Genomic DNA, 12,661 nt, shown 5'->3' with positions numbered 1-12,661 from the left:
ACAGAAGAGGACCAGGCGGTTAACCGCCTGGTCCTCTTCTTGTCTAATGATTTTTCTTACGGATCTGCTTATCGTGATTTTCGCCCCACTCTTTAGCTTGTGCTGTCGCAATCGAGATGGCTCGCCCTTCCTCATAACCTTCCTCCAGCAGGGCATTGGCTATCTCAATCGCCTTGTTACGTACAGGCGCCATAAAATTCTTAAGTGAATCCGGGTAATCATCCTTGTTCCACGGCATAATGAAAACCTCCTTGATTAGGCTATAGTACTTATTAGCCCGGTCAAGGAGGTTCTAAACAGCTCTATAGGATGCTTATTTAAGCACTTTTACACGGTCTTCAATCGGTTGGAATTCTTTCTCGCCCGGAGCGGTAGCAATTTTACCGAACGGCATTTGGGCGATCAGCTTCCATTCTGCAGGAATGTCAAAGCTTGTTTTCACTTCATCGTCAATTAGCGGATTGTAGTGCTGCAGTGACGCACCTAGGCCTGCTTCTGCAAATGCTGTCCATACTACAAACTGCAGAATCCCGGAAGACTGGTTGGACCAAACCGGGAAATTATCGGCGTACAGGGCAAAATTCTCCTGCAGGCTCTTCACCACTGTCTGATCTTCGAAGAACAATACGGAACCATAACCTGCTTTGAAGGAAGCCAGTTTTTGAGCAGTGCCTTCAAACTGTTCTGTTGGAACAATCTTGCGCAGGGTTTCAGCAGTGATATCCCATAGTTTATCATGCTTGTCGCCCAGAAGAACAACGGCTCTGGAGCTTTGGGAATTAAATGAAGTTGGGCTATGTAATACCGCAGCTTCAACAATCTCTTTGATTTGAGCATCGGAAATCGGAGTTTCTTTGCTGAGTGCATATATGGAACGTCTTTCTTTTACTGCTTCCAGAAAATTTTTAGACATAAAATAACTACCTCCATTTATTTAGTAACTAACTTTTCTAAATCTTAACACTTTTATTCCGGGAACACAATACTTTTTCACAACTATTTCCTGCTTCCTCTCTTTTCACCAACACTTATTGTCGCAGGAATCCCTATATTTATACCCTCTCCACTATTTTTCTATAATCACCTATGCAGGTTTCGAAACATCGCCTTACTTTCCGATATACAATTCCGCTAGAAATAAGCTACAATAATTCAGCAAAAGTGCAGAAGGAAGGTTTCAACCATGAAATTATTGTCTCTGAAGTACCCCTTTCACCTAAAAAACACTACAACTTGGGCCTTATCTATATTGCTGGCAGCGTCTTTAGGCCTCAGCGGATGTGAAGACACAAAATTGCCACCATCTTCAACAGCGGCCCCGTCTTCTTCGGAACAAAATACCGAACCGGTATCCTTTTGGGTAGCAACCGATACCCACTACCTTGATAAAGCGCTAGAAGATGGCGGAACTGCTTTCCAGTCCTATGTCAGCGGCGGAGACGGCAAAATGCTGCCTTACAGCGATGAGCTTGCGGAAGCTCTGATCTATGATGTGCAGCAGAAGAAACCGAAATTTCTTGTTCTCAGCGGCGATCTGACCAATAATGGCGAAGCAAGCAGCCATAAGGAGCTTGCAGAGAAGCTGAAACGTATTGAGAATTCGGGTACCTCTGTGTATGTCATTCCCGGCAATCATGATCTGTTCAATCCTTGGGCGAGATCTTTTGAAGGGGACAAGCAGCTTGTTGCAGAGCATATCACTGATAAAGACTTTACTGGAATGTACGGGGACTTCGGCTATAATGAAGCCGTATCCCGGGACAAGAACAGTCTGAGTTACCTCGTAAAGGCAGCGCCTGGACTATATCTGCTGATGATTGACAGCAGCCAATACAACAACAACGAGAAATACGGCTTTCCGCAAACCGACGGGCGTATTCTTCCAGGTACGTTCTCCTGGATGGATGAATGTGTAAAGGTGGCGGCCGAGCAGCATGCTTCGATCATTACGGTGATGCACCACAACCTGTTGAGCCATACCTCGATGTCCGTTTCCGGGTTCAAGCTGAACAACGGCCAGGAAGCATTGAAGATGCTGCGCCGGAGCGGACTGAATCTGGTACTGTCCGGGCATATTCATATGCAGGATATCCGCCGTGATCCACCTGTCAGTGAAGAGAATAAGGCAGCTTCTCAAGCATTGCCGGTATATGATATCGCTACAAGTGCTATGGCTGTGAATCCCCATCAATATGGAGATATGACCTTTGATCCAAGCTCCCGTGCTGTAACCTATCTTACGTCTGCTGTTGATGTGGAGGGCTGGGCCGCAGCATCTGGAATTAACGATCCCCATCTGCTTAACTTTAAGACATATGCAGAAGAAACTTTTGCCGGATCATCCTACAACAAGGCGATGAATAAACTCAAAGAAACAACCTTTACCGAAGCAGATAAGCAGTCGATGGCTGAGGTAATGGCCAAATTAAATGTGAAATACTTTGCAGGAACTGCAGCCAGTTCGATTGATGAGATTAAAGCCATGCCGGGCTACAAACTGTGGGAAGGCATGGAAGGCGGCTTCATGTCCGGCTATATCCGCAGCATGGCCGAGAATCAGGAACAGAGCCTTACATCACTTAAGATTGTCCTCACCAAACAATAGGAACCTTGTGCAAAGAGAGGAGCACTTCCAGTGGCTGATTTCAATGAATCCAAGCTAGACAGCGATCTCCCCGCCAAATTGTCCAAGCCGGCACAGCGTGCTCTTACCGCTGCCGGATACAGCCGCCTGGAGCAGTTCACTACACTCCGCGAAGCTGAGGTGCTAAAGCTGCATGGCATGGGACCCAAAGCGATGGATCAAATCCGTCAAGCACTTGCGGCCAAAGGCCTCGCGTTTGCCGAAGGATAATTTATTGCGTGAAGCATATAAATTCTTATATTCGCAAAAAGGCCGGAACTCCTATGTACAGGAGTTCCGGCCTTCTCTTCTATTGCTTCACAATTGCTTAAGGACGGTGGATATCAATATAACCGTACTCATCTACTTTAACGGTCGCATGCAAAGCTTCTGCCAACAGACGGAGTGGCACATAGGCATCACCGTACTCGTCAACGAATACTGGTTCTGAAATCTTCACTGCCTTACCGTTGATCAAGACCTGTGCAGAGCCTACCTTGAACACGACAACGTCGCCATACACATCATCGGTAACATTAATCGCCTTGTTCACAGGATCCCATTTCACCACTGCATCCAGATCCTCTGCCAGGTAGCGCAGCGGAACATACGTTGTACCGTTTTCTACAATCGGATAATAATAATCATCATCCGGGGCAATCACAATATCTTTGGCTGTAATGCCAAAATCATCCTTCAACAGTTTGTATACTGCAGAATTCTGATCAAAGCTTCTCAGCGTCTGACCCGGTGTAAGCTGGGTTTCGGAGAGGTCCAATGCTCCCTCTTTGCTGATGGCATCGGCTGTCACAGCTCCATTTACATTCCAGGTCTGGGTTTCTGCTTTAACCGAAATGCTCTGAAGGGGCAGGTCTTCACTAGCTGGAAGTGCTACCTTCAGATCTAGGTTTTGCTTGCGGATATGGAATCCGCTGTCCACTAACAGATCCACTTGCAGTTTTGTATCCTTGCCGAGAATGGTGTTCAGCTCAGGAGTTGACTTATACAGGTTCTTCACCTGATTGTCGTACACCAGGAGAAGGGCATCCACCGCCAGCTTGGCGGCATCATGTGCGACTGTTACAACACCCTCTTTGTCATCCAGCGGGAGATCTCCCAGTCCGAGATCGCTCAAGCTTTCGTCCATTCCGGATGCCTTAAGAATCGGATACAGATAATCATAGAGGCCGCTAATCAGTGCAGTAAATCCTTCAGTATCTTTGGAAACGGATTTCAGGAAGCTTTTCACTAATGCGGGCAGCTCGTCACCTGTAATTTCCGTATGTAGCTTCGTAAGGTTCAATTGCTGACCATATACGGCTTCGTTTACGGAGGATACGTTAATTGCACCAGGGTTCGGAAGATTCTTCACCACAAACGTCGTAAGGAGCTTGGAAATCTCCTGTGCTTTTGTCGGATCAAATCCTTCAACACCAAATTCTTCTTCATAACTTTCAAGCGGGAAGTAGAACGGCTGCTTTGCCCCTTCCGCTGTAAACACTATGGCTTCTTTATCCATAAACAGTGTAAATGGCACTGTCAATTTCTTATAGCCAACTGATCCGGCAGCAGATACATTGCCGTTGTCCTGCAGTTTTACATGAGCAATATTAACGGAAAAAGAATTGATAAGATCTACCATCTCCTGATCCTCGGCGCTGATTCCAGCGGCAGGTACAGCATTCAAGGAAAAGGTTGTGCTGGATTCAGAAGACTTAACATCCAGATCCCCTAGTAACGCCTTATTGACGTCGAGTCCGCCGACCGTCTGACAGCCCGCTAGAATCAGCAGCAGTGCGAGAATCGGGAGTAACCACTTGGTTCTTGCTTTCATTTTCTTCATAGCATGTCTCCTCTTACGTTTATTTTTGTGATCTATCCATCAACTCAAAATGAGGAAGGATTTGCATAGGATACGCCATCATTTGGTAACCAGCTATAAAGTTAACAAACTCCGCCATTCTATAGTTACCCAATTCTGGAAAATCAGAATCTTCACCAAGGCGAGCACCGCTAAATGTGCCGGATAAAAGGACCACCATACCCAGCGCGGAAGGCGTTTTTTCTCCAGAAACCCCCATACTCCCGGGGTCAGAGCAATGAACAGCGTAGGCACAATGCTGACCATCTGGACCAGCCAGCCGCTGTAGAACAGGTAAAACCCGTTCAAAACAAAATGTGCCAGAACTAGCCAATAGGAACGCGCATAGCGGAAAATCAGCACCAGCAACAGACCGTAGGCATTATAATCGAGCGGAAGAACATCCATTAGAAAAACCGCTGCAATTACCACAGGAATGCCAAACCAAAGGCTAGGCAACTTATCCAGGATTACAAGCACAAGAGCAGACAGAAGCAGAGTAAATACGACATTCCAGCCCCCGGGATCCAGCGCCAGATTATATGGCACCTGTGCAATCAACGCAATCCAGAGAAGCCGCCGCAGGTATCTGGCCCTTGATGATGTATGTATATGCCCCTGCACCAGTCCGTAGCAGTAAATAGGAAAAGCAATTCTCCCTACATACCGCCAGGCAAGCTCTCCCGGAAAAAAAATATAGCCGATATGGTCGATCAGCATAGTCAGCATCGCGATGATTTGCATGTCAATCCTCCTGGTTCATAATCTACATTATATATAGCTATTCATCAAGAAGTCTTTTCTATTGTAAGGTACGGATTCAGATATGAACAGCCTCTTCTTTCCAACTATGCCAAAAAGAGCCCTCCCCGCATTTATTGCGGGAACGGCTCTCTGACAGGCACATCCTTAATTACGCCGTCTTCGACTTGTTGTAAATATCGAACCCTACGGCCAGAAGAAGTACAAGCCCTTTAATACCCTGCTGCCAATCGACGCCCAGGCCAACCAGGGACATACCATTGTTCATGACGCCCATTACCAGCCCCCCGATGATCGCTCCCACCACTGTGCCGATTCCGCCGGAAGCAGAAGCTCCCCCAATGAAGCAAGCCGCGATGGCATCCAGCTCGAAGTTGGTTCCGGCTTTTGGAGTGGCGGAGTTCAGGCGGGCGGCAAATACCAGACCGGATAAGGCTGCGAGTACGCCCATATTGACAAACACCCAGAAGGTAACGCGTTTGGTTTTGACACCGGAGAGACTGGCTGCTTTTTCGTTACCGCCCAGCGCATAAATATGCCGGCCCATCGTCATATGATTCATCACGAAGGAGTAGATCGCAATTAGCACAAGCAGGATGACGAGGATATTCGGAATCCCGTTGTATTGAGCAATCACGAAGGTAAAGAGGTTGATTACAACCACCAATGCTCCGGCTTTGGCGATGGACAACCAGACCACCGACTGCTCAAAACCGTATTTCACAGAGATTTTGCGGGTTCTGAATTCCTGGTACACCACCAGAACGGAAAGAATGATGCCCACAATAAGGGTCAGCACATTCAGCGAACCGCCGCTCACGATATCGGGGACGAACCCGGAACTGATTTTTTGGAATGTCTTGGGGAACGGGGCAATGGACTGCCCATTCAGTACGATCATCGTCAAGCCGCGAAACAATAACATTCCTGCCAGGGTGACTATAAATGCGGGGATTTTGATATAGGCAACCCAGAAGCCCTGCCAGGCACCAACCAGCGCCCCCATCAGCAGTGAAAGAATGACAGCAAGTACCGGATTCAACTGCATGTCGACCATCATAATCGCCGAAAGCGCCCCGATAAATGCTGCCACCGATCCGACGGACAGGTCGATATGTCCCGTAATGATGACAAGCACCATCCCGATGGCCAGAACCAGGATATAGCTGTTTTGCAGAATCAGATTCGTAACGTTCAGCGGCTTGAGCAAAATGCCATCGGTGAGGATTTGAAAGAAAATTGAAATAAAGATCAGTGCAATGATCATGCCGTATTGGCGGATATTCTTTTTGAAAATCCCACTAATGACTGCCATGCGGTGTTGCCCCCTTGCTTCGTGTCATGTACTTCATTAACAGCTCCTGCGACGCATCCTGCCGCTCCACTTCGCCGCTGATCCGGCCTTCGCACATTGTATAAATCCTGTCGCACATGCCGATAATTTCCGGGAGTTCGGAAGAAATAACCAGCACTCCCTTACCCTCCGCAGCAAGTCCGTTGATGATCGAGTAAATCTCATATTTCGCACCTACGTCAATGCCTCGTGTAGGTTCATCCAGGATAAGGATATCCGGCTGCGCGTAGATCCATTTGCTGAGCACCACTTTTTGCTGATTGCCGCCGCTGAGGTTGACCGTTTTTTGCAAAATGCTTGGCGTCTTGATGTTCAGCTTCCTGCGGTATTCCTCTGCAACCAGCACTTCCTCATTCTCATTAATAACCCCCCGGCGGGAAAGCTTCCGCAAATTGCTGAGCGAGATGTTGCGCTTGATATCGTCGATTAGAATAAGCCCGTACTGCTTGCGGTCTTCGGTTACATAAGCCAGTCCGCTTTCTATCGCTTTATTGATGTCGTTCAAATGCACTTCCTGTCCATGCATGTAGATCTGGCCGCTGATCTTTTTGCCATAGGACTTTCCGAAGACACTCATTGCCAGCTCCGTACGCCCGGCTCCCATAAGTCCGGCAATACCGACAACTTCCCCGCGGCGGATATGAAGATTGATCCCATGGAGCATTTTGCGGTCAGCCTGTGTAGGGTGATACGCTTCCCAGTTACGGATCTCAAAGATCGTTTCGCCCAAATCCGGTGTCCGCTCGGGATAGCGGTTCGTTAGATCGCGTCCGACCATGCCTTTGATAATGACATCCTCGGTCACTCCATCCAACTTCATATCCAGTGTCCGGATCGTTTGGCCGTCCCGCAAAATCGTTACAGAATCCGCTACCTTCTCGATTTCGTTCAACTTGTGTGAGATGATAATCGAGGAAATCCCCCGTTTTTTCAGTTCCAGGATCAAGTTGAGCAGGTTCTCGCTATCATCCTCATTCAGTGCCGCCGTCGGCTCATCAAGAATGAGCAGCTTCACCTCCTTGGAGAGCGCTTTCGCGATCTCCACGAGCTGCTGCTTGCCGACACCTATCGTTGATACTCCGGTAAACGGTGATTCTTTTAAGCCGACAGTCTCCAACAGTTCTTGGGTCTTTACCGTCGTTTCGTTCCAGTTGATCACCCCATGCTTTGCCTGTTCATTGCCGAGGAAGATATTTTCCGAAATAGACAAGTACGGAATCAACGCCAGCTCTTGATGAATAATGACTATACCCAGATTTTCACTGTCTTTGATATCCTTGAACCGGCAGACTTGGCCTTCGAATAAAATATCCCCTTCATATGTCCCATGCGGATAGACACCGCTCAGCACTTTCATCAGCGTTGATTTCCCGGCTCCATTTTCCCCGCAAAGCGCATGAATCTCGCCCGCCTTGACCTGCAGATTCACATTCGAGAGCGCTTTGACGCCGGGGAACGTCTTCGTAATGCTGTTCATCTCCAAGATATAGTCACTCATTGCTTTTCACCCAGCTTTCAATTGTCACTGTTGCAGCCGATTATTTTCCCAGCTCTTCTTTGGTATAATAACCGCCATCCACCAGCACTTTATCCACATTGCCAGCATCCACAGAGACTGGCTCCAACAGGTAGGAAGGGACGATTTTTACGCCATTGTCATAGGTAGTCGTGTCATTAACCTCTGCCTCTGTGCCTTTAAGTACGCTTTCCGTCATATCTACCGCTTTTTTGGCCAGCTCACGGGTATCTTTAAATACGGTCTGGGTCTGCTCTCCGGCTAAAATCGACTTCACGGAGGCCAGCTCGGCATCCTGACCGGTGACAACCGGAAGCTTCTTGTCCCCTGAGCCATACCCCACACCTTTTAGGGAAGACAAAATTCCAATGCTGATGCCATCATATGGGGACAGAACGGCATCAAGATTCTCGCTCGCATAATTGGCGCTGAGCAGATTATCCATCCGCGCTTGAGCGGCAGCACCGTCCCAGCGTAAGGTAGCGACCTGATCCATCGTAGTCTGTTTGCTGCGGACCACCAGCTTGCCGGAGTCGATGTAAGGCTTCAGAATGGACATCGCACCATCAAAAAAGAAATAGGCATTGTTGTCATCCGGTGAACCGCCGAACAATTCAATGTTGAACGGCCCTTTGCCGTCCTTCAGGCCAAGCTTTTCTTCGATATAGGAGCCTTGCAGCACACCGACCTTGAAGTTGTCGAAGGTGGCATAATAATCAACATATTCACTTTTTTTGATCAGGCGGTCGTAGGCGATCACTTTAACGTCTGCGTCATGTGCTTTCTGCAGTACATCAGTCAGGGCCTCACCGTCAATAGAAGCGATGACAATCGCCTTTACACCTTTGGTGATCATATTCTCGATCTGCGACACCTGGTTCTCCACGACATCCTCGGCGTATTGAAGATCCGTGCCGTATCCCAGCTTCTCGAACTCCTTCACCATGTTGTTGCCGTCATTCACCCAACGCTCTGACGACTTCGTCGGCATAGCAATTCCTACCTTGCCTTTGGAATCATCCGTGCTGCCGCCTGCATTTTTTGCGTTGCCGCAAGCGGACAAGATCAATACAACTACCAGTGTCAACATGATCAATGAGTATTTTTTCATTGCTGTATTCCCCCCTGGACTATTCTGTTGCCTTCGCGGGCGTTTCCCGTTTGACAAGTCGAGTATAACAAGGGGGATACGGCCCCGTATTTACACTCAAACTACTGTTTTTATAAAATCAAAACCTTTTTTGTCAGCGTTTACATATAAACAAAAAAACCACATGAGGCCGGAGCCTGCATGTGGTTCATTAAACCTGAAGTATACGTCTGTTCAGTGCCGGTCATGCTCAGGAAAGAAGCGTCTTGCTGAGTAACTATTGAATGCAAGAACCACCGGATACTCTAACTTGCTGCTCCCTGCCACTTACGCGTCGTCACGGCCCGCTTCTCCGGGAAGTACGCCCTTACGAAACTGCAGGGGGGACACTCCTGTCTGCTTTTTGAACGAGGTGCTGAAATAATGCTGGGTCTCGTATCCTGAACGCTCTGCTACCTCATGGATGCTCATTTCCGTGGAATGCAGCAGCTGTGCCGCTTTGCGCACTCGAATCTGTGTCAGATACGTTCCAAAGGATTCGCCGAGCTCCTGCTTGAACAGGCGGCTGAGATAGACCGGAGAGGCTTGAAGAGAGCCCGCCATCGCCTCCAGAGTCAAGCCGTATTCACTGTAATGCTCAAGGATATATTGCTTGGCCCGGCGAACCAGCGGCGATAAAGGCTGCTCCTTGGCAAGCTCCGCTCTGCATTTACGGTATGAGGAGGCCAGCTCCTCAATCTCTCCTTCAACGGGCTGAATTCCCACTTCGACGGCGATTTTGAGATGACAACGCACGGCAGCTTCGACTCCGGCCATTATACGCTCTCCCGCTTCATGCCAGAGAAGAATTACGATTAGTCCTGCCGCATCGCGAAAAATAACTTTCGGGTACGTCTCCAGCAGTTCGGCGGCAATATTCTCGATGGCGAAAAGAAACAGCTGGCGTTCCTTCTCCCCCATTCCCGAGGGGTGGGCTTCCCATCTCCAGCGGATGATGCCGATCAGTTCAGGACGCTCCAGCGGCAACTGCAGAAAATGCAGCTGCTCAAGGATTTCTTCCCGGGTCAGATTTCCGTCCAGCCATTCCTGGCAGAAGCGTTCACGCAGCAATGGAAAGTTTTTGCTAATCTGTTTGGAGGCCTGCTGCAAATGCTGGTTCCGCTCTCTCACCGCATTCAGTTCATCCCGGACACCCCGCAGCACCTGCATCAGCTGCTTTGGTTCGGCAGGCTTGAGAATATAATCATTCACCTGCACCCTTATCGACTCCTGGGCAAAGACAAACTCGTCATGTCCGGTAATCACGATGATTTTGCAGCCGGGGAGCTGCTCCCTCAGCTGCTTCATCAGCTCAATCCCATGCATAATCGGCATATTCAAATCAACGAGTGCGATATGGACGGTATGGTGAAGCGCTAGCTCAAGCGCCTCCTCACCGTCCTCCGCCTCCGCAACTACCTGCAGGCCAAGCCCTTCCCAGTCCACACATTGCTTAATTCCCTCACGAATGATAGCTTCATCATCAGCAATCATGACCTTCCAGTATTCCATATGCGCTTGCTCCCTCCATTCCATAATCAATCGCGGGGATACACTTCACGAACGACAGGATGCCGGATCGTTGCAGCGGTCCCCTCACCTTGTCTGCTGTCGATGCGGAGTCCGTATGGCTGCCCGTAGGTCAGCCTAATTCGTGCCTGGACATTGAGAATGCCATAGCCGCTCCCTGTGCTGCCGGGAAGCGGCTGTTCCGCTTCCGCCGCGTCACTGCTGCTCCCGACGGCCTCAAGCCGTTGGTTCAGGATGGAGAGCTGTGCTTCCGGAATGCCTGCTCCGTCATCTGTAACTGTCAAGTACAAATCCCCCTCACGTTCTACCACCGAAATGGTGAGTTGACCCGGACCGCGCCGCTCCTTGATTCCGTGATAAATCGCGTTCTCAACCATCGGCTGAAGCAGCAGCTTAAGCACATAGAGCTCCCGGAGCCGCGGCTCCACCTCAATGCTATACGTCAGCTTGCTGCTGTAGCGGACCTGCTGGATCTTCAGATAACTGATGATATGCTCCAGCTCATCGGAGAGCGGGACAATGTCGCTGCCTTTGCTGAGTCCCAGGCGGAACAGCTTGGATAAAGACTGGACCACCTCGGCGATATCCTCCGCCCCCTTGCTGCGGGCCATCCAGTGGATCGTATCCAGCGTATTATATAAAAAATGCGGTTTGATATGCGCCTGCAGACTGCGCAGCTCCGCCTCCCGCTTCTGCCGGGCCTGCAGCTCCGTCAAGGAGAGCAGCCTGCTGATTTGGGCCAGCATGCTGTTGAAGCTGCGGCCAAGCAGCCCGATTTCATCCGAGCGGTTGCCCCAGTAGCGGATCGTCAAATCGCCGGATTGCGCCTTGCTCATGAAGGAAGCGAGCTGGCCGATCGGGCGGGAAATCGAATACGCCAGATAAAAGGATGCCGTCATCCCCAGCATACAGACCACAAACACAAATGTTACGACATTAAACGTAATCTCCCGCACGCCATAAGCCGATTCCTCCATTGGAAAGACGCCCATCGTCGTCCAGCCTGTAAAGGCCGAGGTCCTGTAAATCAACTGCAAATGGCGGCCGTCGACAGTCTGCGAGGTGATGCCGGAGGTTTCACTGAACAGGCCAGCCGGAATCTTTTGCATAAAAGGATGCTGCGGAGCATAGATCATTTCCCCGCTGTCATCCACTACCGTCAAATAACCGGTTTTGCCCAGCGTCACATCACGTGCCGTCTCGGCGATGACCCGCAGCTTCAAATCGACCAGAACCACGCCCTGCACCACCTGCGTCTCCGGATCGACAATGGCTCTGACGGCGGATACCACTTCGCTTTCTTTATAATCAACATGGGACATGACTGCGCGCCCATAAGGATGTCCGACAATTTTGAATATCCCTTTATTATCAACAGCCTCCTTGTACCATGCTTCATTAGTCATACGGGTTTCGGGGCGGGCATACATTTCATTACTGATGAAATCGCCTTCACGGTTGACCAGCATAATTCCGGCAATTTCAGAGCTGAGCGTAGTAAAGCCCTGCAGAAACTTGCGGATATTGTACTCTGCCGATTCTCCGCTTGCGCCTGCTTCCTTCAACTGCGTTTCGTCCTTCTCGGTGCCATCCAGAAAAGCCTGCACCCCCGGATCAAAAGAAATCAGGTAGGTAATCTTCTGCAAATTCTCCACATCATTTTCCAGCGCCGTATTGACCTTACCGATCAGCTGCATCGTATTCTCGTTGCTCTGCTCTTCGATAATCCGGTCCACCGTCCAGCCAATCAGCAATCCAAGCCCGATCGAAGGCAAAATGCTGATCAACAAAAAATGGATGATCAGCTTATACCGGATCGGCAGATTGTTAAACTTCAGCTTCTCCATCGTCAAGCCGCTCTTCCGCATAAGACAATCCCCCCTGCA

The 12,661-nt window shown here is 49.5% G+C and carries 11 protein-coding genes; 2 read left to right on the top strand and 9 right to left on the bottom strand.

What is annotated here, in order from left to right; all coding sequences use genetic code 11:
• Positions 1–43: 43 nt before the first annotated feature.
• The gene (locus MHI45_RS33210; RefSeq protein ID WP_038590676.1) at positions 44–238 is read right to left on the bottom strand and encodes a hypothetical protein; all 195 of its coding nucleotides are present in this window, start codon (positions 236–238) and stop codon (positions 44–46) included.
• Between the two features lie 75 nt (positions 239–313).
• A complete protein-coding gene (locus MHI45_RS33205) occupies positions 314–913 on the bottom strand; it encodes a nitroreductase family protein (RefSeq protein ID WP_076111332.1) in 600 nt (199 codons plus the stop codon).
• A 381-nt stretch (positions 914–1,294) separates the two neighbouring features.
• On the opposite strand from MHI45_RS33205, the gene MHI45_RS33200 reads away from it, so the two are divergent.
• A complete protein-coding gene (locus MHI45_RS33200) occupies positions 1,295–2,605 on the top strand; it encodes a metallophosphoesterase (protein WP_341118626.1) in 1,311 nt (436 codons plus the stop codon).
• 30 nt (positions 2,606–2,635) lie between these two features.
• Positions 2,636–2,854: a DNA-binding protein gene (locus MHI45_RS33195; protein ID WP_076111330.1), complete on the top strand. Its 219-nt coding sequence runs from the start codon at positions 2,636–2,638 to the stop codon at positions 2,852–2,854.
• A gap of 97 nt (positions 2,855–2,951) precedes the next feature.
• On the opposite strand, the gene MHI45_RS33190 is transcribed toward MHI45_RS33195, so the two are convergent.
• From MHI45_RS33190 to MHI45_RS33160, 7 genes are all read right to left on the bottom strand, one after another.
• The gene (locus tag MHI45_RS33190; protein WP_083675693.1) at positions 2,952–4,466 is read right to left on the bottom strand and encodes a copper amine oxidase N-terminal domain-containing protein; all 1,515 of its coding nucleotides are present in this window, start codon (positions 4,464–4,466) and stop codon (positions 2,952–2,954) included.
• Positions 4,467–4,559: 93 nt separating this feature from the next.
• The gene (locus MHI45_RS33185; protein ID WP_340898772.1) at positions 4,560–5,228 is read right to left on the bottom strand and encodes a TraX family protein; all 669 of its coding nucleotides are present in this window, start codon (positions 5,226–5,228) and stop codon (positions 4,560–4,562) included.
• Between the two features lie 169 nt (positions 5,229–5,397).
• Positions 5,398–6,561 carry a multiple monosaccharide ABC transporter permease gene (gene mmsB / locus MHI45_RS33180; protein WP_076111328.1) on the bottom strand — a complete coding sequence of 388 codons (1,164 nt, stop codon included), beginning with the start codon at positions 6,559–6,561 and terminating at the stop codon, positions 5,398–5,400.
• Positions 6,548–8,098 (bottom strand): multiple monosaccharide ABC transporter ATP-binding protein, encoded by a 1,551-nt coding sequence (gene mmsA, locus MHI45_RS33175; RefSeq protein WP_076111327.1) that lies wholly within the window; start codon positions 8,096–8,098, stop codon positions 6,548–6,550. The genes mmsB and mmsA overlap by 14 nt, the downstream gene beginning before the upstream one ends.
• Positions 8,099–8,138: 40 nt before the next feature.
• Positions 8,139–9,227 (bottom strand): multiple monosaccharide ABC transporter substrate-binding protein, encoded by a 1,089-nt coding sequence (chvE, locus tag MHI45_RS33170; protein WP_076111326.1) that lies wholly within the window; start codon positions 9,225–9,227, stop codon positions 8,139–8,141.
• A 306-nt stretch (positions 9,228–9,533) separates the two neighbouring features.
• On the bottom strand, positions 9,534–10,757 hold the full coding sequence (locus tag MHI45_RS33165; protein ID WP_076111325.1) for a response regulator: 1,224 nt from the start codon (positions 10,755–10,757) through the stop codon (positions 9,534–9,536).
• A gap of 26 nt (positions 10,758–10,783) precedes the next feature.
• Positions 10,784–12,643 carry a cache domain-containing sensor histidine kinase gene (locus MHI45_RS33160; protein WP_340898776.1) on the bottom strand — a complete coding sequence of 620 codons (1,860 nt, stop codon included), beginning with the start codon at positions 12,641–12,643 and terminating at the stop codon, positions 10,784–10,786.
• Between the last annotated feature and the right edge of the window lie 18 nt (positions 12,644–12,661).

The organism is Paenibacillus sp. FSL H3-0321 (assembly GCF_038002865.1).
In the GTDB taxonomy this organism is placed as follows: domain Bacteria; phylum Bacillota; class Bacilli; order Paenibacillales; family Paenibacillaceae; genus Paenibacillus_AQ.
The sequence above is the reverse complement of the archived record's forward strand: the minus strand, read 5'-3'. Positions and strand labels throughout refer to the sequence as shown.